The sequence below is a fragment of the Pseudomonas sp. FSL L8-0168 genome (genome assembly GCF_037976155.1).
GTDB lineage: Bacteria > Pseudomonadota > Gammaproteobacteria > Pseudomonadales > Pseudomonadaceae > Aquipseudomonas > Aquipseudomonas paracarnis.
Window position 1 is genome coordinate 862,224 of the sequence record NZ_CP150262.1, and the last position, 23,277, is coordinate 885,500.

The 23,277-nt window shown below is 62.1% G+C and carries 17 protein-coding genes; 6 read left to right on the top strand and 11 right to left on the bottom strand.

What is annotated here, in order from left to right; all coding sequences use genetic code 11:
* Nucleotides 1–105 precede the first annotated feature (105 nt).
* The 3 genes from MHH62_RS03570 to MHH62_RS03580 all read left to right on the top strand — a co-directional run bounded on the left by MHH62_RS03570 (nucleotide 106) and on the right by MHH62_RS03580 (nucleotide 2,517).
* The gene (locus MHH62_RS03570) at nucleotides 106–549 is read left to right on the top strand and encodes an Lrp/AsnC family transcriptional regulator (protein WP_014718420.1); all 444 of its coding nucleotides are present in this window, start codon (nucleotides 106–108) and stop codon (nucleotides 547–549) included.
* Between the two features lie 218 nt (nucleotides 550–767).
* Entirely contained in the window at nucleotides 768–2,114 is a 1,347-nt protein-coding gene (locus MHH62_RS03575) for a cation:proton antiporter (RefSeq protein WP_019820078.1), read from the top strand.
* Between the two features lie 55 nt (nucleotides 2,115–2,169).
* Nucleotides 2,170–2,517, top strand: coding sequence for a helix-turn-helix domain-containing protein (locus tag MHH62_RS03580; RefSeq protein WP_014718418.1), 348 nt, complete (start codon nucleotides 2,170–2,172; stop codon nucleotides 2,515–2,517).
* Here the strand turns inward: MHH62_RS03580 and MHH62_RS03585 are convergent.
* The 3 genes from MHH62_RS03585 to MHH62_RS03595 all read right to left on the bottom strand — a co-directional run bounded on the left by MHH62_RS03585 (nucleotide 2,508) and on the right by MHH62_RS03595 (nucleotide 3,497).
* Nucleotides 2,508–2,642, bottom strand: coding sequence for a hypothetical protein (locus MHH62_RS03585; protein ID WP_014718417.1), 135 nt, complete (start codon nucleotides 2,640–2,642; stop codon nucleotides 2,508–2,510). The two genes, MHH62_RS03580 and MHH62_RS03585, sit on opposite strands and share 10 nt — an antisense overlap.
* Before the next feature lie 11 nt (nucleotides 2,643–2,653).
* A complete protein-coding gene (locus MHH62_RS03590; RefSeq protein ID WP_072434553.1) occupies nucleotides 2,654–2,866 on the bottom strand; it encodes a hypothetical protein in 213 nt (70 codons plus the stop codon).
* A gap of 85 nt (nucleotides 2,867–2,951) precedes the next feature.
* Nucleotides 2,952–3,497, bottom strand: coding sequence for a hypothetical protein (locus MHH62_RS03595; protein WP_014718415.1), 546 nt, complete (start codon nucleotides 3,495–3,497; stop codon nucleotides 2,952–2,954).
* Nucleotides 3,498–3,925: 428 nt separating this feature from the next.
* On the opposite strand from MHH62_RS03595, the gene MHH62_RS03600 reads away from it, so the two are divergent.
* On the top strand, nucleotides 3,926–5,335 hold the full coding sequence (locus MHH62_RS03600; RefSeq protein WP_014718414.1) for a circularly permuted type 2 ATP-grasp protein: 1,410 nt from the start codon (nucleotides 3,926–3,928) through the stop codon (nucleotides 5,333–5,335).
* Between the two features lie 2 nt (nucleotides 5,336–5,337).
* Entirely contained in the window at nucleotides 5,338–6,288 is a 951-nt protein-coding gene (locus MHH62_RS03605; RefSeq protein WP_014718413.1) for an alpha-E domain-containing protein, read from the top strand.
* A 31-nt stretch (nucleotides 6,289–6,319) separates the two neighbouring features.
* Here MHH62_RS03605 and MHH62_RS03610 read toward each other — a convergent pair whose 3' ends face one another.
* Nucleotides 6,320–8,581, bottom strand: coding sequence for an ATP-dependent DNA helicase (locus MHH62_RS03610; RefSeq protein ID WP_038450078.1), 2,262 nt, complete (start codon nucleotides 8,579–8,581; stop codon nucleotides 6,320–6,322).
* Complete coding sequence (locus tag MHH62_RS03615; RefSeq protein ID WP_339232510.1) at nucleotides 8,578–10,224, bottom strand: VRR-NUC domain-containing protein; 1,647 nt, start codon at nucleotides 10,222–10,224, stop codon at nucleotides 8,578–8,580. Before MHH62_RS03615 ends, MHH62_RS03610 begins: the two co-directional genes overlap by 4 nt.
* 189 nt (nucleotides 10,225–10,413) lie before the next feature.
* Between MHH62_RS03615 and MHH62_RS03620 the strand changes: the two genes are divergently transcribed.
* Nucleotides 10,414–10,638, top strand: coding sequence for a YgdI/YgdR family lipoprotein (locus tag MHH62_RS03620; RefSeq protein WP_003191162.1), 225 nt, complete (start codon nucleotides 10,414–10,416; stop codon nucleotides 10,636–10,638).
* 121 nt (nucleotides 10,639–10,759) lie between these two features.
* Here MHH62_RS03620 and MHH62_RS03625 read toward each other — a convergent pair whose 3' ends face one another.
* From MHH62_RS03625 to MHH62_RS03650, 6 genes are all read right to left on the bottom strand, one after another.
* The gene (locus tag MHH62_RS03625; RefSeq protein WP_032903424.1) at nucleotides 10,760–12,184 is read right to left on the bottom strand and encodes a lipase; all 1,425 of its coding nucleotides are present in this window, start codon (nucleotides 12,182–12,184) and stop codon (nucleotides 10,760–10,762) included.
* A gap of 192 nt (nucleotides 12,185–12,376) precedes the next feature.
* Entirely contained in the window at nucleotides 12,377–15,484 is a 3,108-nt protein-coding gene (locus MHH62_RS03630) for an autotransporter domain-containing protein (protein WP_339232511.1), read from the bottom strand.
* Nucleotides 15,485–15,689: 205 nt separating this feature from the next.
* A complete protein-coding gene (locus tag MHH62_RS03635; RefSeq protein ID WP_339232512.1) occupies nucleotides 15,690–18,647 on the bottom strand; it encodes an autotransporter domain-containing protein in 2,958 nt (985 codons plus the stop codon).
* Between the two features lie 142 nt (nucleotides 18,648–18,789).
* On the bottom strand, nucleotides 18,790–20,130 hold the full coding sequence (locus MHH62_RS03640) for a TolC family outer membrane protein (protein WP_003191155.1): 1,341 nt from the start codon (nucleotides 20,128–20,130) through the stop codon (nucleotides 18,790–18,792).
* Between the two features lie 2 nt (nucleotides 20,131–20,132).
* On the bottom strand, nucleotides 20,133–21,446 hold the full coding sequence (locus MHH62_RS03645) for an HlyD family type I secretion periplasmic adaptor subunit (protein WP_339232514.1): 1,314 nt from the start codon (nucleotides 21,444–21,446) through the stop codon (nucleotides 20,133–20,135).
* Entirely contained in the window at nucleotides 21,443–23,194 is a 1,752-nt protein-coding gene (locus MHH62_RS03650) for a type I secretion system permease/ATPase (RefSeq protein ID WP_014718406.1), read from the bottom strand. Before MHH62_RS03650 ends, MHH62_RS03645 begins: the two co-directional genes overlap by 4 nt.
* Nucleotides 23,195–23,277: the final 83 nt, after the last annotated feature.

Sequence of the window (23,277 nt, forward strand, 5' to 3'; positions counted from 1 at the left end):
TGAGGCTCCTCAAGTGAGGCTCCAGTATGGCAATCTGTCGGCGACGTCTACAGCGACTAAAAAAGGCAAAAGCCCGAAATCACCTTTTCTTATTAGGCACAGACCATGATCGACACCATCGACCAGCAATTGATCGCCGCTTTGATGGACGACTCGCGGTTGTCCCTCAAGGCCCTGGCAGGCATCACCGGGCTGTCGTCACCCAGCGTCAGCGAACGTCTGCGGCGCCTGGAAGAACGCGGCGTGCTGACCCACTACACCGTCGACATCGACCCCAAACACTTCGGTTACCTGCTGCAAGCCATCGTGCGCATCCGCCCCCTGCCCGGCAAACTGCAGGAAGTGGAGCGCCAGATCCAGGCGATCCCTGAGTTCACCGAATGCGACAAGGTCACCGGCGAGGACTGCTTTATCGCACGCCTGCATGTGCGCACCATGGATCAGTTGGACAGCCTGCTGGACCGGATCAATGGGTATGCCGAAACCAATACTGCGATTGTGAAGAAAACCCCGGTGAAACGGCGCTTGCCGCCGCTGGGGGCTCGCTGAGGTGTCATGCCAAGGGAGTGTCATGACCAAACACAGTCAAATGTGGGAGCGGGCTTGCTCGCGAATACAGGGTGTCAGACACCGACTCTGTTGACGGGTATACCGCATTCGCGGGCAAGCCCGCTCCCACAGAATGCCACTTCAACCCGGTGATTGTTTGAACCCGCACTTGGCCACCGCCCTCCAACCTGAATGAACCACGGCCGGGTGCACGCACTATGACTTTCATTCTATGGTTGGCCGTATTGGGCGCGGTGCTGCTCACCCTCGCCCTCACGTCCTCCTACCTGCGCTGGATGCCGGTCACCACTTCGGCGGTGTGCCTGTTGCTCGGCATCGCCATCGGCCCCCTCGGTGTGGACCTGCTGCACCTGGACATCAAGGGGTCGGCGCGCTGGATGGAGCACCTGACCGAAGTGGCAGTGCTGTTTTCGCTGTTTGTCAGCGGCCTTAAATTGCGCCTGCCGCTCAAGCATCGCACCTGGCGCATCGCCTTCGGCCTGGCCGGCCCGGTCATGCTGTTGACCATCCTCGGCACCGGGCTGTTGCTGCATTACCTGCTTGATCTGTCGTGGGGGGTGTCTTTGTTGGTGGGCGCGATCCTGGCGCCGACCGATCCGGTGCTGGCGGGCCTGGTTCAGGTCAACAATGCCCAGGACTACGACGCGCTGCGCTTCGGTCTGTCCGGCGAAGCGGGGCTGAACGATGGCAGCGCCTTTCCGTTTGTGATCTTCGGCTTGCTGTTCATGCAACACGGCGGCTTCGATGGCGACTGGGTCGGCGGTTGGGTGCTGAAAAACCTGGTATGGGCGGTGCCGGTCGGGCTATTGATCGGCTACTGGATGGGCCGAGGTATCGGCCGTGTGACGTTGCGCCTGCGCCTGATCAATGCCGACAGCACCCTCTCGCCCAATGATTACCTGACACTGGCATTGATCGCCCTTGCCTATGTGACCGCCGAAGCCGTGGGCGGCTATGGCTTCCTGTCGGTATTCGCGGCGGGCCTGGGGTTGCGTCAGGCCGAGGTGAAGTCCACCGGCAACGCCCAGACACCCGCCGAGCACCTGGCGCAACCGGTGGTGGGCCACCTCGAAATCGAGCCCGAGCAAGCCTTGCACGGCGACGTCAGCCAGTTGAAGGACACCCAGATCGCGGCAGGCGTGATGATGGGTGACATGCTGGCCTTCGGCAGCCTGGTGGAGCGGGCCATGGAGGTGTTCCTGGTGACCGTCTTGGGCATCGTGCTGGTCAGCCACTGGGAGTGGGCCGCGTTGGCGGTGGCGCCGTTACTGTTCTGTGTGATTCGCCCCGCCAGTGTATTCGCCATGCCTTGGGGCCGCCTGCTGGACCATCGCCAACGCAGCCTGGTCAGTTGGTTCGGCATCCGTGGGATCGGCAGCATTTACTACCTGTTCTATGCGCTCAACCACGGTCTGGTGGGCACCAGCAGTGCGGTGGCGGTCAACCTGACGTTGTCGGTCATCGCATTGAGCATCCTGGCCCATGGCCTGACTACCCAGCCCATGCTGGCATGGTATGAGCGTCAGGCTGCGCAAAAAAATTGAATCCTGCACCACGCCGGGGTTTCAAACAGCCAAGACCCACACTGCGAGTCAGCTAATGAAAAAGATCGCCCAACGATTGCTTGAGGAACGCCAACGCCTGGGATATTCGCAGCAATACCTGGCGCAGGCAGGCGGCGTGACCACACGCGAGCAACGTCAATATGAACTGGGCGAAGACCTGCCCCATGCCAACTACCTGGCAGCTCTGGCCGAGCATGGGGTGGATGTGGTGTATGTGATCACTGGCAAGCGCAGCACGGTGGTCAATATCAGCCGCGATCAGGCGCAGACGCTGATCGATAACCGCGTGGTGGGCCAGGAGGTGTCGCTGGACGGCGGGGCCGAGGAAGACGTCTACTTCAAGCTCAGCAATCCCTCGGGCCCGCCGCCGGATCAGTCCTGATTTTCAGTGTTGCCAACGTCCGCCGCTTCATCCAGGTCGTTCAGCGGCACCTCGGCATCGTCCATCAACGAACCCGGGTCTTCATTGCCGGGGTCGTTGAGTTCATCGTCCAGTTCTTTTGACATGTGCGTCTCCTCTAACCGCCTTGGGTATCGATATCGGCATCGGTTTCAGGCTTGTGCTCGCGCTCGGGCTTGAAGTCTGGACTGTAGTCGTTTTCCTTGGCCTTTGGGTCGCTCGCAGGCGTTGGATCCTTGGGCGCATCGGCGGCGGTGCCAGGGGCAGGCTCGCCGCCGTCGATGGCGGGGTCGTTGCGATTGTGGGTCTGGGGATCTTTAGGCTGGGTCATGAGGCACCTCTTTGCAGGCCGATGAAAAATCTGAACCGCATAGAGCTAAGGCGTCACGGCCACGGCTGAAGTTCCGTCCGCGTGGTCAGCGCAGTGGATTGTCCACCTGGATATAGAACGCATAGATGCCCAACACCAGCCAGAACACCATGAACAACCACGGCGCACGCATGGAAAACAACAACGACTTGCGATAGCCCTTGTGGCTCGACTCCACTTCGGAAAACAGGGGCGACTCATCGTAGGCCATGCCCATCACTGGCTCGCTGCGCAGCAATTCGCTTTGCTTGTAGTGCCAGTGGTCGATGATTTCATACGCCGCACGGATACCGGGCCAGGCATTCAGCGAACTGAGAATACCCAGCGAAACCAGGAAGATCGGCACCACCAGCGTGAACAGCTTGCCCCATTCCGGGTTGAGGTTGCCCATGCCGGAGACAAAGGCAATCACCAGGAAGGATTGCGCGGTCAGGTAGGCGTCGGTGCGGTTGGCCAGGATGCTGGTTTCGTACTGGATCTCGCGCCGGTAAAAGTCGAGGCGGTCCTTGGGCGAGCCGAATATCTTTGCGTTGTGTTCGCTGTGGTCGTTCAGGGCCGCTTCCGGAGTGTGGGGGGAGATGATTCTGGACACGACGGTGCTCCACAAGGTGACGAAACTCCTTAGAAGAATCGGGGCTCGATGAAGTTCAAGTGGGTTGGCGCACCAATCTGAAACACGCCGCGCCCCATTGTGGTGAGCCCCCTCCTGTGGCGAGCGAGCTTGCTCGCGCTGGAGTGCGCAGCGCTCCCGCTTTTATTGGGGCCGCTGCGCAGCCCGGCGCGAGCAAGCTCGCTCGCCACAGGTTATTGATGCCTAGTTCGCATTCCGGCACAGGCATTGCTTTATCCATTCACCACCCGGAAAACAGGAGCATGCGTTACCCCCCGACCCAGAGCCGCCCCCATAAGAAAGTAAGGACCAGGTCTGTTGGCACCTTCAGCCACGGGCTCATAAAAACATGCGTTTTTTTAAGCGGCAGTGCCACCCAAAGCCACACTGGGCACTGACAAGGTACTGGAATGGCTCGATCTTTCTTTGATGAAATGAATGACGCAAACGGCGTTTGCCGTGCGCATTATCAGGACTTCTCTCGCTGGCTGGCCCACACGCCGCCGGAACTGCTGGCCCAGCGTCGCCGTGAAGCGGATTTGCTGTTCCATCGCGCCGGGATCACCTTCACCCTGTATGGCGACGAGCAAGACACCGAACGCCTGATCCCCTTCGACATCATTCCCCGCAGCATCCCCGCCAGTGAGTGGAGCCTGATCGAACGCGGCTGTATCCAACGGGTCAACGCGCTGAACCTGTTTTTGGCCGACATCTACCACGACCAGCGCATTATCAAGGCCGGGATCATTCCCGCCGATCAGGTCCTGGGCAATGAGGGCTATCAGAAAGCCATGGTCGGTCTCGACCTGCACCGCGGCATCTATTCGCACATCTCGGGCGTCGACCTGGTGCGCGACGGCGACGGTACCTACTACGTGCTGGAAGACAACCTGCGCACCCCCAGCGGCGTGAGCTACATGCTCGAAGACCGCAAGATGATGATGCGCCTGTTCCCGGAAGTGTTCGCCAAGCAGCGCATTGCCCCGGTGGACCACTACCCCAACCTCTTGCTCAAGACCCTCAAGAGCGCCAGCCGCCTCGATAACCCGAATGTGGTGGTGTTGACCCCTGGGCGCTTCAACAGCGCTTTCTTCGAACACGCCTTCCTTGCCCGGGAAATGGGCGTGGAACTGGTGGAAGGCGCCGACCTGTTCGTGCAGGACCTCAAGGTGTTCATGCGCACCACCGACGGCCCCAAGGCCGTGGACGTGATCTACCGACGCATCGACGATGCTTTCCTCGACCCCCAGGCGTTCAATCCCGAGTCGATGCTCGGCGTGCCGGGGCTGGTGGCGGCTTACTGCGCCGGCAATGTGGTGCTGGCCAATGCCATCGGCACCGGGGTGGCTGACGACAAGTCGATCTACCCCTACGTACCCGCGATGATCCGCTTCTACCTGGACGAGGAACCGGTCCTGCAGAACGTGCCGACCTTCCAATGCCGCAAGCCCGATGAGCTGTCCCATGTGCTGGCCAACCTGGAGCAGTTGGTGGTCAAGGAAACCCAGGGCTCCGGCGGCTACGGCATGCTGGTGGGCCCGGCGTCGACGGCCGCCGAGATCGAAGACTTCCGCCAGCGCATCAAGGCCCGCCCCCATGCCTATATCGCTCAACCCACCTTGAGCCTGTCCACCTGCCCGACCTTTGTCGAAAACGGCATCGCGCCCCGGCACATCGACTTGCGACCCTTCGTGCTCTCGGGCAAGGAAACCCGCCTGGTGCCCGGTGGCTTGACCCGCGTGGCGCTGAAGGAAGGCTCGCTGGTCGTCAACTCGTCGCAAGGCGGTGGAACCAAGGACACCTGGGTGGTGGAGGGCTGAGTATGCTGAGTAGAACAGCTGCAGATCTGTATTGGATGTCGCGTTACCTGGAGCGCGCCGAGAACCTGGCACGCATGCTGGAAGTCAGTTATTCGTTGTCCTTGATGCCCCAGGCCGGGCGCAGCGATGGCCTGGATGAACTGGCGATGTCGTTGCTCAGCAGCGGCACCCTGGACAGCTACCTGGAGCGGCACCAGACCCTGGATGCCGAACGCATGTTGCACTTCTTTGCGCTCGACGCGCAAAACCCCGCGAGCATCTACAACTGCCTGCGTGCCGCCCGAGGCAATGCCCATGCGGTACGCGGGCGCATCACCGCCGACATGTGGGAAAACCTCAACGCCACCTGGCTGGAAATGCGCAGCATCGCCGCCGGTGGCCTGGCACGGCATGGCATCAGCCACTTCTGTGATTGGGTCAAGCAACGCTCGCACCTGTTTCGGGGCGCAACCTCGGGCACCATCATGCGCAATGACGCGTACCGCTTCATTCGCCTGGGCACCTTTGTCGAACGTGCTGACAACACCTTGCGCCTGCTGGATGCGCGCTATGAGATGTTCGGCGAGGAGTCGGAAGAAGTCAGCGACGTATCGGCACGCGGTTATTACCAGTGGAGCGCCCTGCTGCGCGCGTTGTCGTCGTTCGAGGCCTATACCGAGCTGTATCCGAATGCCTTGAATGCACGCTCGGTGTCAGAGTTGCTGCTGTTGCGCAGCGATGTGCCGCGTTCGCTGCATGCCTGCATCGAGGAGTTGAGCCATATCCTGGCCGACCTGCCCGGCAGTTACGGGCGCACGGCGCAACGCCTGGCGGCGGAGTTCGAGGCGCGGCTGCGGTACACGGGGATTGATGAGATTCTGGAAGATGGGCTGCACACTCGGCTGACAGAATTCATCGACACCGTGCGTGAGTTGGCCCGGGAGATACAGAGCTCCTACCTGGAAGTGGTGTAGCCCAAACCTGTAGGAGCGAGCTTGCTCGCTCCTACAGGGGCTTGATCGCCCACCAACGCGGCAACAACTGCTGCACCCGCGATTCGCTAAAACGGTCATCGATCAGCATCACCACCCCGCGATCCTGCTGGCTGCGGATCACCCTCCCCGCTGCCTGCACAACTTTCTGAATACCGGGATACAGGTAGGTGTAGTCATACCCCGCGCCGAAAACAGCGCCCATACGTGCCTTGATCTGCTCATTCACCGGGTTGAGCTGCGGTAAACCCAGGGTGGCGATAAACGCACCGATCAGGCGCGCTCCGGGCAGGTCGATACCTTCGCCAAACGCACCGCCCAGCACCGCAAAGCCAATGCCCTGGCTGTGGTGGGTGAACTGCTCCAAAAAGGCTTGGCGCTCGGCCTCGGCCATGCCCCGCGCCTGCAACCACAACGCAATCTGCGGGTGCCGTTCGGCCATTAACTGGGCCACCTGTTGCAGGTAATCGAAGCTTGAGAAAAACGCCAGGTAGTTACCCGGTTGCGCAGCGAATTGCCGCGCGAGCAGTTCCACGATAGGTTCCAGCGACGCCTGGCGATGCACAAACCGCGTAGAGATGCGGTCAACGATGCTGACCTGCAATTGCTCGGCCTTGAACGGTGATGCCACATCAACCCAGGCGGTATCCGCCGGCAGGCCCAGCAAGTCCGCGTAATAATGGCGCGGGCTCAAGGTCGCGGAAAACAGCACACTGCTGCGCGCGGCGGTCAGCCTGGGCCGGATGAACTCGGCCGGCACCACGTTGCGCAGGCACAGAGTCGAGCTATTGCGCTTGCCGCTGAACGAGCGCTTGGTGATATCGAAGATAAAGTGCTCATTGAACAGCTCGGCCACTTTGGCCCATTGCAGCGCGTCGAAGTAGAAGGCTTGCAGGTCACCGCTGAGGGCTTCGGGGTGGTCGTTGAAGTAGTCGCCCATGGCGCTGGTGCACAGGCTCAGGGCCTGGAGCAGTTTGTCAGGTTTGGCGGCGTACGCCTGATACGGTGCGAGTTGGTCCTTGTGCAAGGCATTCCACTCACGGTTCAAGCGCTGCAAGGGTTTGTTCAGGGGCTCGGGCGCGTTATCGCGCAAGGTCTTGAGGCTGTACTGGTCCAGGCTGGCGCTGTACATCGAGCGCGCGCGTTCGACCAGGTTGTGCGCCTCGTCCACCAGCACCGCGACACGCCACTGGTTGAGCTGGGCCAGGCCGAACAGCATGGCGCCAAAGTCGAAGTAATAGTTGTAGTCGGCGACGATCAGGTCGCTCCAGCGCGCCATTTCCTGGCTCAGGTAGTACGGGCATACCTGATGGGCCAGCGCCACGTGGCGCAGACTTTTTTGATCGAGCAGGCGCACCTTGGACGCGGCCTGGCGGGCGGCAGGCAGGCGGTCGTAAAAGCCCTTGGCCAATGGGCAGGAATCGCCGTGGCAGGCTTTGTCCAAGTGTTCGCACGCCTTGTCCCGGGCCACCAGTTCAAGCACACGCAGTGACAGCTCGGGGCTGCTGTCGTACAGCACCTGGGCGGCATCCAGCGCCAGCTTGCGCCCGGGCGTCTTGGCGGTGAGGAAGAACAGCTTGTCCAGTTGCTGCGGCGCCAGGGCCTTGAGCAGCGGGAAGATGGTGCCGATGGTCTTGCCAATACCCGTGGGCGCCTGGGCCATCAGGCACCGGCCCGTAGTCACCGCTTTGTAGACCGACTCGGCCAAGTCGCGCTGCCCGGTACGGAAGTCGACATGGGGAAACGCCAGGCTCTGCGCGCCAGCGTTGCGTGCCGCACGGTGCTGCATCTCCTGCCGGGCCCAGTCCAGGAACAGCGCGCATTGCTGATTGAAGAACTGCTCAAGGTCGGGTGCATCGAACCGCTGGTTCAGCACGGTTTCGCCTTCGCCGACGATGTCGAAGTACACCAGCGCCAGGTCGATATGATCGAGCCCGAGTTTCTGGCACATCAGCCAGCCATACACCTTGACCTGGGCCCAGTGCAGTTGCCGATGGTTGGCGGGCTGGGCAGCGAGGTCGCCACGGTAGGTTTTGACTTCTTCCAGGCGGTTGGCGTCCGGGTCGTAGCCGTCCGCCCTGCCCCGCACCTTGAGCTGCTGGTAATCGCCCTCCAGGGTGACCTCATGCTGATAGTGCGCGCTGCGCCGGGATGCCACCGTGCGATGGCCGACGATGCCTTCCTGGGCGCTGGGCGACGGCGTAAAGCGCAGGTCGAGGTCACCGACCTTGGCCGTGAACTCACACAGCGCCCGCACGGCCACGCTGTAACTCAAGCGGGTTGCTCCGCCCAACGCACGTAGCAGACGGTGACCGGCATCTGGTACTCGCCGCAGAACGCCAGCCAACGCAACTGGTTGTCTTGCAGGCGGTCGCCGGGGCCCTTGACCTCGATCATGCGATAGGTGTTTTGCGCCGGCCAGAACTGGATGAGGTCCGGCATCCCGGCCCGGTTGGCACGGATATCCTGCAACAGGCGCGTGAACCAATGGCGCAAATGCTCGGCGGGCAGGCAGGCCAGGGCTTGCTCCAGCAGGTCTTCACTGAGCAGGTTCCAGAACACAAAGGGCGACTGGATGCCCCATTTATCCACGTAGCGTTGGCGGATGCTTGCCTTGTAGCGACCGTCCTTCAGTTGCGCAAAGCACGCGGCAAACAAAGCTTCTCGGCGTTGATAAAAGTCCTCGCTGTGCAGGTCCGCCGGCCCGCGCTGGAACGGGTGGAAGAACGCCCCCGGCAACGGCGCAAAAATCGCCTCCCAGCACAGCAAGCCAAACAGCGAATTGATCAGGCCATTCTCGACGTAATACACCGGTGCATCCGGTTCGCTCAGGTGCGCCAGCACGCAGGATTCCACCGACAGCAGCGGTTCCTGCACCAGCGAAAGGTCCAGGCGTGCCACCGCTTGGGGCTTGGCCCTGGGCAGCGCCGGCCCGCCGAGTTTGCGCCGCAGGCGCGGCACTACGCGAAGCAGGTGTTGGTGTTCCGCTGCGCTGTGTGGGGCCTGTTGCGCCTCGGTCGCCAGGGCCATGGCTTGGGCGTAATCCTCCTGACGTTCCAGTACGCGGATCAGCCGCGCCCGCGCGCCGGGATGAGTGCAATTGCGGTAGATCTGTTCGGCCAGTGCCAGCTCGGCGCACCGTTCGCAATACTGGCCGATCTGGAACAGCAGCTTGGCACGACGCTTTTCCAGCCACGGGTTGTCGGTACACAACGTGGCGACCTGCGCCAACACCGTATCCAGTGCCTCACCGGCTTCAAAGGCTTGCTGGCACTGGTGCAGGAATAAAAACCCATGCACGTCGTCACGGCTGCGTAAACCACGAGACTCGGCGCAGAACTCGACTTTTTCATAGGTATAGATGCCCAGATCTGCCAACACGAATTCCGACCAGTCCTGGTGCAGGTTGCCGAAGAACATCAGGCGCAGGCGATCACACAACTCCATCACTGTCAGGCTATACAGCACATCGCCCACGTCGGGACACCACTGGGTAAAGCTGCGCGGTTCGGTAAATTGCGCCGCCAAGGGTTCAAGCCAGTCGGCCTTGTTGCCCTTGGGTTGGTCGATCCAGGGCCTGAAGGCGCCGAGCAATTCACTTTTTTGCAGCAGGGCGAACAGGGTGGCAAACGGCAGCGGGCTTTGATCCTCCACCCACCCCAACTCCCGCAGTGGCCCCGCCGCCGCATGAGGGCAACCGATTTCCAGGTAATGGAGCTTGGTGGCGCGAAAATGCACGCCCTTGCGCATCACCATCCGCACCAACAACGCCTGGGACGCCAGAGGCAACCTGTCAAATTGCTGAATGAAATGCTGTTCGTGCGCATCGAGCAAATCGGCATAGCGCTGCCCCAACCAAACCAGCACTTGGCGGAAGTTATGCAGGTAATACAAGGGGTCTTCGAGGGGGTTGGCCATGGCGCAGAGCAATCAAATACTGGTTATGCATACAGAGTGCCGGGGCAAAGCGGTTGTTGCAATCAGTAATAGATAAATGGCGCCTGCAACTTTTTGCAAAAAAACAATCTGATGAGGGGGTTGATCAAGTAATATTTATGGCCGCGCAGCCAGACGCTGCGGGACTTTTCAGGGTTAAAGGTAAGGGTTATGAACATGAAGAATTTGGGTCTGCCACTGGTTGCACTCACTTTTCTGGTATTGGCCGGTTGCTCCACGCAAACCGTGGTGACCTTGCAGAACGGCACGCAGTATTTGACCAAGGACACGCCCAACGCCAAGACCGCCGACGGCTTCTACGAGTTCACCGATATTGCCGGCAAGCGTATTCGTATCAAGGCCGATGATGTGGCCACGGTGCGTAAGGAAAAGTGATCTTCTAGCAACACCCCATCAAATGTGGGAGCTGGCTTGCCTGCGATAGCGATTTGTCAGTCACCGCATGGCTGTCTCGACCGCCGCCATCGCAGGCAAGCAAGCTCCCACACCGAATACGTTAGCTGATGACTATCCCCTCCCCCGACAGACTGCTCACACCCACCAGCGTCACCGAATCCGTACCAAAGCTAATGACGGTATCCGCGCCCACCACCTTGACGTGGTCGCGGTAATCGGTGCTGCCCGCCACGTCGTTGAACACCAGCTTGTCCGTCGTCTGGTAGCCAATCACCCGGTCATTGCCAAACTGCCCGCTAAACAAAAACGTGTTATGCCCGCTGCTGTCACGGATGGTGTCATTGCCCTTGCCACCTTCGATAAAGTCCGCGCCCCTGCCGCCTTTGATCAAGTCGTCGCCGTCACTGCCAATGATGAAGGTATTGCCCTTGTGCGCCTCGGCATTGCGGTTGAGGTCTTGCACCCAGGTGGTGGCCCGTGCCGGATCGGACAGGTTGGCGACGATCACCGTCGAGTCGCGGGTCATCTGTTCGTAGAAGCCCGAGTCGAGGATGCGGGTCATGCCGTCGCCGTAACCGGTGGGCAAGTGCGAGACCCAGGTGGGCAGGTTGAGAATGGAAAATGGCAGCAGGTTCCACAGGGATGAAGCGTAGTGGTCGTTGAAGCTGACGATGTTGTCGGTGCTCGACTCGTGGGGCTTGTCGTGCACGCCCAGGGACGACAGGTTGAATGACGAGCCATCCAGGGCGCGGAACACCGGGTCGTTTTCATAGCCGACGTTAAGCACCTTGTCGCCGGCGCTCTGGGTCGGCGACGCGTAGGCCACGTAGTTGGAGTCCTTATAGAACCCCGACCAGCTGTTGTCGCTCAAGTCGGCCATGCTGTTGACCGCTAGGCCCCCAAGGCTGTGGCCGCTGACCACTACGTCGTTGCCGCCCAAGCCCTGGGCACTGGCGTAGTCCGCCACGTTTTTGAGCAAGCCGCCAAAGGCTTCCCCCGCGTAGTTCTTGGCATAATCCTTGGGCCCGAAGGCGGCGAGCAGGTCGCTGATCACATCGCCGATGGAGTCGGTGATCACGCTTTCCCGAGGCCCCGAAGTGCCGCGAAAACTGATGCCGATTTCCTGCAGCTTGCCCGCATCATCGTACTTGCCCAGCACCTCGGCCTGCGCCGTGCCGTAGCCGAATTTTTCGCCAAAGAAGGTGCCGCGCGCATCGACCTTGCCGCTGTAGCCCAGGGTACTGGCGCTGATAGGCTTCCAGCCGGCTGCTTGCACCGCCTCCAGGGCGGCTTTTTCCGAGTCGGGGTTCCAGGGGATCCCGGGGATGACCCCTTGGGCATTGCTGCCGCCAATCAGCGCGCTGACCAGGGTGGCAGGCAAGCCCAGCCCGAGGCCGTTGTTCTGGTAACCGACGGCAAAGCCGTTATCCAGGTTGTGGTAGGAATACAGCGTGATCGCCATGGCATCGGCGAACAACGCCTTGGAGTCCTCGGTACCGAGGTTTTTATAGTCAAAGATACCCATTGGTAGTGCCTCTCTGTTGTTGGATTTGTAGAGAAAGCCAAAACACCTGTTATCCGTTACCACCTGTAGGAGCGAGCTTGTGTGGCGAGGGAGCTTGCTCCCGCTGGGCTGCGCTGCGGCCCCAAAAACTTGCGGGCGCTGCGCACCCGAGCGGGAGCAAGCTCCCTCGCCACAACCAACTGCACTTGGCCTTTAGAACGCCCAGTCCAGGCTCAAGCCGACGCCGTGCACCTTCTCCTTGCTGGCCAGCAGGCCGTTGTAATCGAGGTTCACCCGCGCATCCTTGCTCAATGCCAGGCTGACCCGTGCTCCGACCAACGCGGCATCGCGCACCATTGGCGCACTTTCCACCGTGAACGACGGGCCGCCCGAGGCAAACGCCAGGTGCTGCTCCGAATCGGTGCTGCTCAGGTTGTGCTGCCAGCCCAGGGTGCCGGAGACTTCCAGTTGCTGATGGTCGTTGATATTGAAGGTCTTCAAGGCACGCATACCCAGGGTGCTGAGCACCAGGTCACGGCTGTCGTCGCCACTTCTCAGCGCGGCGGCGTCGCCCTTCTCTTTGAAGCTGTCAGTGTCCAGGTGCACGTAGGCCAGATTGGCGAACGGCTCCAGGGCCAGCGGTTGCAGGTTGATACGGTACGCCGCCTCCGTGAATACCTGGGTGCTGTGGGCATCGACCTTGGCTTTTTGCTTGCCGCTGACGTCGCCGTATTGCAGGTCGCGTTTGACATCGGCGCGGTGCCAGCTGTAGGTCGCGCCGCCACTCAGGCGCCAGGCGCCGATTTCATGCCCGGCATAGGCGCCGAAATGATAGCTGTCGACCGAGGCGCGGCTGTGGGTGCCGCTGCCCATGTTCAGCGACGTGTCGCTGTAGCCGGCCACCAGGCCGATGCGTGTGGCCTCATCGAGGGCGCCGTCCACACCGGCGAGCATGCCGCCGATAGAGGTGGTGTAGCCCGCCGTGTCGTTGCGGCTGTCGGTCTTGCCCCATGCACCCAGTGCCTTGACCCACACGTTGCCACGGCTGTCGATGGCTTGGCTGGTAGCGCCCATCTCGCCATTGCGCAGGCGTTCGCCCACGGCTTCGCGTACGTAGCGGCTGTCATTGACCAGTGCGGTTTCCAGCGCCGGGTATACCTCCCCGCTCAGTTGCTGGAACGCGCCTTGAGCCGAAGCGGCCGTGGGTGCCAGCAGCAAGCTTTCATACACGCCATTGCCTGCGCCCAATTGCTCGGCGGCGGCGGCCACGGCGCGCTGGTTCGGCGTAGCCGCCACGCTGGCGAAGCTGTTAGTGCGTGCCACATCCAGCTGCACACCGTTGGCGGCGTAGTTCAAGGTGCCGCCGACAAACAGGTAATTGGGCACCACTGCCGCGAAGCTACCGGTGACGCCGCCTGCCGCTTGCAGGATGTTGTACTGACGGCCGATCAGGCTTTGGGCCTGGGTGGCGCTCAGCAAGGTCGGGCTGTTTTCCAGGGCAAGAGTCACGGTGCCGCCGTTGAGGGTGGCCGTGCCGCCGGCGACGATGCGATCGCTGCTGGTGGGCGACAGTTCTACCGCGTAGGTCGAACCCGGTTCAAAGTTGACGTTGCCCGCCACGTTCAAGGTGCCGATGGAATTGCCCGGCGCCACGGTGCCGCCGCTTTTCGCGCTCAGCGAACCGATACGCCCCGAACCACCGACCACACCGCTCTGGCTGACGGTAACGTCGGAGGTGACCGAACCGTTGATTGCCAGCAAGCCCTGGTTGACCAGCGTCGGCCCGCTGTAAGTATTGGCGCCGGTGAGCACCAAGGTACCGATGCCTTGCTTGGTCAGGCCGCCATGGCCCGAGATGTCGTTGCTCCACACATCCCGCCCGCAGTGCAGGTCATCGCACACACGCTGGGTGGGTTTGCCGGCATCCACCACCGCGCCGACACCCGGCAGGTCCGCGACGAACTGGCCGCTGCCGTAGGCGCCGTCGATACGGAACTCGGCCGGGATATCCTCAGCGGTGATAAACATCCCGGGGCCGTTGACCGCCTTGCCCAGGTTGATCATGCCCCAGCCATACAGCGAATCGATGCCCGGCGCGCCGAGGTCGGTGGCGGTGGTCTTGAGCACGGTGGAGATCTGGTCGCCGCTCATGTATTGGAAGCGCTCCATCAGCACCGCTGCGGCGCCTGCCACGTGAGGTGCGGCCATGGAGGTGCCATTTTTGTTGGCCCAGTCGGTGGTGAGGTTGCTCAGGTCGGTACCGTTGATGATCGAACTGTAGATCTTGGTGCCGGGTGCCGACACGCAAAAGCTCGCCGCATAGCCACAACGCGAGGAGAAAGTACTGATCACATACGGATCGGGGCTTGCCGTATTCGGGTTCTGCTGGAGGGCCGCGACGGACAGCCAGTTAGGCGCGATCTCTGGCACAAAATACGCAAGGCCGGAAATCGCATCCGGGTTGTTGAGGTTGTAGTCATTGCCTGCAGCAAAGATGGTCAGCACACCGCTGCGGGCCGCGTCGATGGCGCCTTGGTACGCGCCACCTGCTAGGGTGCCAAGGATCGGCCTGATGGTATTGAACTGCGCCTGGGCTTCGTTGACGGTGAAATTGGGGAACGCCGGATCGCGGCCGCCCTTGGCGTACTGATCACCGATGCCGATGCCCCAGCTGTTGTTGATGATACGCGCGCCACTGGCGACCAGCCCATCCCAGCCGGCCTTGTACACGGCGCCGTCGTTGCCGAGGATGATCCCGTCTTCCGGGCCCGGGTCACCGTTTTCGGCGGTGAGGATTTGTGCGTTGAACGCCACGCCGTGCATCGGCCCGCCATCGCGGTTACCGGCCGCAATGCCGCCGACATGGGTGCCGTGGTTACCCAGCTTGCCGTTGGAGTCCTTGGACGGCGTGCCGTCGTAGCGGAACGCGTCGCCGGCCTTCACTGGGATATACGGGTCGGTGTATTGGCGAATGCCCTCGGTGACAATCGTCACCACCTTGTCGGGGCTGGCAAACTCCGGGTGCTGGGCGTACACCGGCTGGTCGAAGATCCCCAGCTTGACGCCCTTGCCGGTATAGCCAGCCGCATAGGCGGTGTCGGCGTGCACGGCGCCCAGGCCCCAGTCGGCCTTGAACTCATTGCTGCGCCAGCTGGCGGCGTCGCCCAGTTTGCCGGTTTCCACATAGGGTGCAGCCTGGGCGGTCCCCAGGCTTGCCAGGCAACACAGCAACGCGCCGTATGGCACGCAGCTCAGCGCCTTGAGCGGATAGCCCGGGCCTGTGTGGATGGCGGTAGTTAACCCTGACTTGCTTTTTTTCACGGTGACCTTCCTTAGTTTTCTTATTGCACGTGTGTAAATCACTTTCTCCAGAACACCGCCGCTGATCATTCCCACGCTCCGCGTGGAAATGCGGCCCCGGACGCTCTGCGTCCCAAAGCGTGACGCGGAGCGTCACAGGAGGCGTTACCACGCGGAGCGTGGGAACGATCAGCGGAGCGTGGGAACGATCAGGTTCGCGGTGTCTTCAGAACTGCCAGTTCAGGCTCAAGCCCACGCCCTGGGTTTTCGCGCGCCCACCCAGCTGGCCGTTGTAATCCAGGTTGACCCGCGTCGACGCATTCAACGCCAGGCTGGCCTGCACGCCCACCAGGGCAGCGTCGCGCAGCAATGGCGCACTGCGCACCGCGAATGAAGGCCCGCCGGCGACAAACGCCAGGTGTTCCTCTGACTCCACCGCCGTCAGGCTGTGTTGCCAGCCCAACGAACCGGACAGGTCCAGTTGCTGGTGGTCATTGAGGGCCAGGGTTTTCAGGGCGCGCACACCGAGGGTGCTGAGCACCGCATCACGCCGGTCGCTGCCGCGTTCCAGGGCAGCGGCATCACCTTTTTCGTGGAAGGACTCGCTGTTCAGATGCACATAGGCCAAGTTGGCGAACGGCTCCAGGGCCACCGCTTGCAGGCGGATGCGGTACGCGGCTTCGGTGAAGACCTGCGCCGTGGTCGCGTCCAGCTTGGTTTTTTGCTTGCCGCTGACATCCCCCCATTGCAGGTCGCGCTTCACGTCGCCGCGATGCCAGCTGTAGGCACCGCCGACGCTCAGGCGCCAGTCACCCAGCTCGCGCCCGGCGTACGCGCCAAAGTGGTAGCTGTCGATGGACGCCGATGAATGGGTACCGCTGCCCATGTTCAAGGAGCTGTCGCTGTAGCCGGCAACCACACCCACGCGGGTCTGCTCATCCAGCGCGCCGTCCACACCCGCCAACAGGCCGCCGATGGAGGTGGTGGACCCCGCCGTTTCAGTGCGGCTATCAGTCTTGCCCCAGGCGCCCAGTGCTTTGAACCACAGGTTGCTTTCACCGGCCACTGGCACATGGCGCAGGCGCTCGCCCACGGCGTTACGCAGTTGCAGGCTGTCGTTGATCAGCATCGCACCCACAGCCGGGTAGATTTCCCCGGACAGTTGCTGCAAGCCCTGCTGGGCCACGGCAACCGATTGCGACTGCAGCAGGCTTTCATACACCGGGTTGCCGGCGCCCAATTGCTCGGCGGCCACCGCGACGTTGCGCTGGTTGCGGGTCGCGCCGACGCTGGCGAAGCTGGCGTCGTTGCGCCCCACGTTCAGTTGCACGGCATTGGCGGCGTAGTCGAGGGTGCCACCGAGGAACAGGTAGTTGGGCAGCACTTGCCCGAACTGGCCCTGAATGCCACCCGCCGCCTCGAGAATCGAGTACTGCCGGCCGATCAGGCTTTGGGCCTCGCTCTGGCTGAGCAAGGTGGGGCTGTTTTCCAGCGCCAGCGTGACGGTGCCGCCGCCCAGAACCGCCTGGCCGCCGGCAACAATGCGGTCACTGCTGGTGGGCGTCAGCTCCACGGCATAGGTCGAGCCGGCGCCGAGGTTTACGTCCCCTGCCACTTGCAAGGTGCCCACGGAATTGCCCGGCGCCACACGGCCGCCGTTGTTTACCGACAACGCGGCGATACGCCCGGAACCGCCGAGGGTGCCGCTGTCATTCACCGTCACTGCTGAAGTCAGCGAGCCATTGACCGCCAACAGACCGCCGTTGACCAGGGTCGCACCGCGATAGGTGCTGTCGCCGCTGAGCACCAGGCTACCGGCACCGGCCTTGATCAGGCTGCCCTCGTACACACGCTGGGCCGCCGCTTGGTCGCGGGCACTGCCGATGGCGTAATCAGTCTGGTCCTGCTGGCTGGCAGAGGCACCCACGCCGTTTTGCCAACCCTTGTCGATCAGGGTTTGCTGCCAGGCCGTGTGCTCGGCGCGGTCCTCGGCCTGGCGCTGGATGAGCGCCTGGTCGGAGATGCCGTTGCTCCACACATCGCCCTGCCCGGCGGCCAGGTTGACCTCCATGGGCCCGAGCAGTTGCCCAGGACCGTGCATCGCCCGGCCCAGGTCAGGCACGCCCCAGCCGACAATGGCGTTGGGCGCCTGGGTGATCGAGCCGTCGAGCTGCGTGGCGGTGGTCAGCAGCACCTGCAAGGCTTGCTCGTTGGTCATGTAGGGATAACGTTCCATCACCAGCGCCAACGCGCCGGTGGCATGGGGCGCTGACATCGAGGTGCCGGACTTCACCCCATACCCCCCGTCAGGAATGGTGCTGTTGATCAGCGCGCCGGGGGTAGAAATACACCAGTACTTGGCGACGCCGCATTTGTTGTATTTCTGGTTATTGGCCTTATCCAACCCGGACACGGCCAGCCAGTGGCCTTCCAGTTCCGGCTGGAAATACGGCAAGGCCGAGCGCACGCTGGCGTTGGCATAGCCGCTGTTGCCGGCGCTGAACACGTTGATCACACCGGCCTTGGCCACGTCCGCGGCCGCGTCCAGCCAGGTGCCACGGTTGTAATGCTGGGCGTACGCCGCGTGCATATTGTCCAAGGTCTGGTAGCTGACGTCCTTGGGCTGGCTGCCCCAGCTGTTGTTGATGGCGCGCACGCCGGAATCCACCAGTGCGGTGTACACGGTCTTGAAGTATTTGGGGTCTGGCGTGGGGCCGAACAGGAAGCTGTCGTTGGCGTTGGTGTTGCCCACATAGACCTGCGCGTTGTAAGCAACGCCATGCATACCCACGCCGTCGCGGGCGGCGCCCATGGTGCCGGTGACGTGGGTGCCGTGGGAATCATTGTTCGGGTTGAGCGCGCCCGTGGTGCTGAAGGCGCTGCCATCGACATAGGTGCCCGTGGCGGTGACCGGGTGAAAACGGTCTTTGGAAGCTTCCGGGTGATTGGTATCGAACCCTGAGTCCAGCGCACCGATTTTCACGCCTTGGCCGCTGATCCCGGCGGCGTAGGCTTCATCGGCCTTCATGCGGCCCAGGCCCCAGTCGCTCTGGTACTCGGCGGAGCGCCAGCTGGCGGGGTTACCCGGTTGGCCGGTCTCGGTGTATTGCGCCTGTGCCGCAACGGACAGCAAGAGCAAGGAACCTGCGGTGAAGGGTTTGAAACGTGGTGAATCGGTGATCATGTGCACACTCCCTATTATTGTTATTCCCTGCCCTGTGGCGAGGGAGCTTGCTCCCGCTGGAGTGCGAAGCGCTCCCTAAAAAAGCCGGCTCCAGCTTCGCTGTCGAGCGGGAGCAAGCTCCCTCGCCACAAAATACGCGCTCCTACAGTTTTCCATCCGGGCCGAAGGCTTCGTCCACTTTGGCCAAGTCGGTGTCACGCAAGTTGCCCGCGTAGTAGTGCAATTTGGTCCAGGCCATCAAGTAGTCATAACGCGCCTGGGCCAGGTCGCGGCGGGTGCTGTACAGCTGCTGTTCGGCGTTCAAGGCATCGAGGTTGACGCGCTCTCCGCCGAGAATGCTCTGCTTGGTCGACACCACCAGCGCCTCGGCGGATGCCAGCGCTTTCTGATAGGCGCGCAACTTACTCACGCCCGACAGGCACGCACTGAACTGGCGACGCAATTCGATCAGGGTTTCCCGGGTCTTGCCTTCCAACTCGTACTCCGCCTGCTCCATCGCGCGGCTGGCCTGGCGGGTGGAGGCCGAGATACCGCCACCGGCATACAGCGGCATGCTCACTTCGACGCCGATGGTGTTGGTGTCGTAGCGCTGGTTATAGGTGTTGCCGCTGTCGGACTCCTGCTTGCGCGAGGTGGCATACGCGGTGATTCTGGGCAAATGCCCGGCACGGTTGCGTTCCACTTCATAGCGCGCCACTTCCAGGGACTGGCGCTGCGAAGCCAGCACAGGGTTGTTGGTCAGCGCCAACTCATGCCAGGTGTCGTAGTTGGCCGGGGTCAGGGTGAACGCGGCAAAGCTCTGGTTCAGCGGTGCCAGGTCGTTGATGTTGACGCTTTGCACACCGATCAATGCGCCCAACTCCCGGAGCGAGGCGTCCTGCTCATCCAGGGCCTGGATCTCTTCGGCGGTGGCCAACTCGTAGCGCGACTCGGCTTCAAGGATATCGGTGCGGGTGCCCTCGCCTTGCTGGAACAAATGCCGGTTCTGCTGGAACTGTTGTTCGAACGCCTTCTTCTTGGCCCTGGCGATGTCGATCTGGTCCTGGGCAAAGAGCGCCTGGGTGTAATAGCTCAACACCCGCACCAGCAACGCCTGGCTCTTGTCGCGAAAGCTTTCATCGGCGAACAGCGCCTGGGCCACGCCCTTGCGGTAGTTGGCATAGGCTTCGTAGTCGAACAACGGCTGTTGCAGGCTGAAGGTCGAGCCATAGCTGTTGTAGTTACGGTCGTCGCGGTAACTACCGCCGCGCCCGTCGGGCAGGTGCGCTTCGGAATTGTTGCGGCCCTTGTTGTAGTTGTAGGACAGCCGCGGCAGCAAGCCGGCACGGCCAATGGTGCGGTTTTCCAGGCCGGCGTCGCGCTCCTTGATGGCGCCGAGGAACACCGGGTCGTTGCGCAGCGCCTGCTCGTACACATCGAAGGGCCCCATCGCGGCCTGGGCACTGCCACACACCAGCAACAGCGAAATGAACACTGGCTTCATGCTCATTCCTCAGTCAACGCAGAGCCGGCGCGGTCCAGCAGCGGCTTGAACAGATAGTTGAGCAGTGAACGCTCGCCGGTGCGCACGAACATCTCGGCGGGCATGCCGGGCTTGATCACCAGGCCGTTGAGTTTTTCCATCGCCGCCTCGCTGACGCTGGTGCGCAGCACGTAGTACGGCGCACCGGTCTTTTCATCGAGCATCTGGTCGGCGGAGATCAGGCTGACTTCGCCCGGCACCCGTGGCGTGCGGCTTTGGTTGAAGGCGGTGAAGAGGATGTCGACAGGCAAGTGTGTGCCGACCTTGTCCACCAAATGCACCGGCAGGTGCCCTTCCACTTCCAGGCGTGTGCCCTGGGGCACGATCTCCAACAGGGTTTCACCGGCACGCACCACGGCGCCTTCGGTGTGCACGCTGAGGTTGACCGCGATGCCATCGGCCGGCGCGTTGATCTCGCTGTGTTGCAGGTTGAAGCCGGCGGAGGTCAGTTGCTGTTCAAGAGTCAGGCTGCGCAGTTGCGCGTCGGCCAATTGGCTGCGCACCTCTTTTTGATATTCCTCGCTGTGCTGCTGCAATTTGAGCCACGACTCAACAATGCCCTGCTCTATCCGGCCGCTTTCACCGGCGTTTTGCGCCAGGTCCTGCTGCACCTGGGATAACTGGCGCTGGTAGTCCATCAGGCGGTTGCGCGGGATGTAGCCGTTGTCGGCCAAGGGTTGCAGGTTGCTCAGTTGCGCGCGCAGAGATTGGGCCTGGGCGGTCAAGTCACTGCGGGCACGGCGCATACCACTTAGCTGAGAGTTGGCGCCCTCGATGCTGGCGCGGATCCCGGCTTGTTCACGGGCAAACGCGTCGCGACGGCTGCTGAACAGTTGGCGCTGACCTTCTAGCACCAGCATCAAGGCCGGATCGGGGTTGGCACTCAGTTCTGCAGGAAAGGTGATGCTGGAGAGGTTGTCACGCTCGCTCTGCCAGCGCGCCACGCTGGCCCAGGCCATGCGGTACTGGGCTTGCAGCGATTGCACATCGGCCTGGTTCTGGGTCTGGTCGAGACGAAACAGCGGCTGGCCTTGCTTGACCAACTCGCCCTCTTTCACCAGGATGCGGCTGACCACGCCGGGGCTGAAGGTTTGTACCGCCTTGCGCTTGCCAGACACCACCACGGTGCCTTGGACCGGAATGCCTTGGTCCAACGGTGCGAGGCTGGCCCAGAGGAAAAACCCACCGGCACCGACAATGGTCATCACCCAGCCCATTTTTACGAAAAAGCCGGCATCGCGTTCTTTGATTTGAGGTTCAACAGTAAGGCTGCTCATGCGCCTGGATTCCTTCCGGCCTGGTAGTGACGGCTGAAGCTGACACCGGTTTTTTCTTTCGGCGCTTCCTGCTGCCCGGACAACGCCCGCAGCACCTCCTGACTGGGCCCGAACGCTTGCAGTTGGCCTTCGCCGAGCACTAGCAACTTATCGGCCTGGGCCAATGCCGAGGAACGATGGGTGACCAGCACCACGCTGCTGCCCTGGGCTTTCATCTGCATGATGGCGCTGGCCAATGCGGCTTCGCCGACGGTGTCGAGGTTGGAGTTGGGTTCGTCCAGCACGATCAGGCGCGGCCCGCCGTACAGGGCGCGGGCCAGGGCCACGCGTTGTTTCTGGCCGCCGGACAAGCCACCGCCGTTGTCGCCCAGCACGGTGTCGTAGCCTTGGGGCAGGCGCAGGATCAGTTCATGCACGCCGGCCTGTTGCGCGGCCTTGACCACCAGTTCCGGGTCGGCCTCGCGAAAGCGCGCGATGTTGTCGGCGATGCTGCCACTAAACAGCTCGATGTCCTGGGGCAAATAGCCGATATGCGGGCCGAGGTCGTCGCGGTTCCAGCGGTGAATATCCGCGCCGTCCAGGCGTACGGTACCGGCCAGGGTTGGCCACACGCCCACCAGCACGCGAGCCAGGGTGGACTTACCGGAACCGGACGCGCCGAGCACGCCCAGCACTTCACCGGCAGCCAGGTTAAAGCTGACCTGATGCAGGGTCGCCATGCGCCGCCCCGGCGGGCCGGCGCTGACCTGTTCGAAACTGACTTGGCCGTTGGGCGCAGGCAAGGCCATGTGCTCGACCTCTGGCGGGAATTCGCGCAGCAGTTCGTCGAGGCGCTGATAGGCCAGCTTGGCCGAACTCCATTGCTTCCACACTGCAATCAGTTGGTCGATGGGGCTGAGTACGCGGCCCATCAAGATGGAGCCTGCGATCATCATGCCGGCGGTCATGTCGCCCTTGATCACCAGGTAGGCGCCCAGGCCCAGCACCAAAGATTGCAGGCACAGGCGCAAGGATTTGCTTAAGGAGGTGATGATCGAACCGGTGTCGCTGGCCTGGTTCTGCAAGCCCAGGAACTGCGAATGCACGCCAAACCAGCGTTGGCGCAGCGCACCGAGCATGCCCATGGCCTGGATGGTTTCGGCGTTGTGCAAATGGCTGGTGGCCAGTTGGGTGGACTGCTGCGAATAACCGCTGGCCTCGCCCAATGGCTTTTTGGTCAGGTATTCGTTAAGGCACGCCAGGCCAATCAACAGCACCGCGCCGGCCGTGGCCAGCACGCCGAGCCACACATTGAACAGGAAAATCACGAACAGGTAGATCGGGAACCAGGGCGCATCGAAAAACGCGAACAGCGCTGGCCCCGTGATGAATTGGCGCAGAGCGGTCAGGTCGCCCAAGGATTGCCCGGCGTGCCCTTGGCCGCGCTGCAGGTTGCGTTCGAACGCGGCTTTGTACACGCGCAAGTTGAAACGTCGCTCCAACTGGCTGCCAATGCGGATCACGATAAAGCTGCGCACCACTTCCAGCAGGCCGATAAACGCAAAGAAGCCCACGACCATCAGCGTCAACATCACCAGGGTGGTTTCATTCTGGGAGGACAACACCCGGTCATACACTTGCAGCATGTAAATCGAGGGCACCAGCATTAATAGGTTAATCAATGCCGTGAAACAGCCAACGCTGATCAAAATACTCTTGTATTCACCCAACGCCCTGAATAAGGGCGCCACCCCATGGGACTTCGCCATATTAATTGTTTTTCCTTGCAGCGAATTACGCAAAAGGGTCACCCCTACCAAGTAGGGTACGGCCGCCTAACAAATCGAGTTAT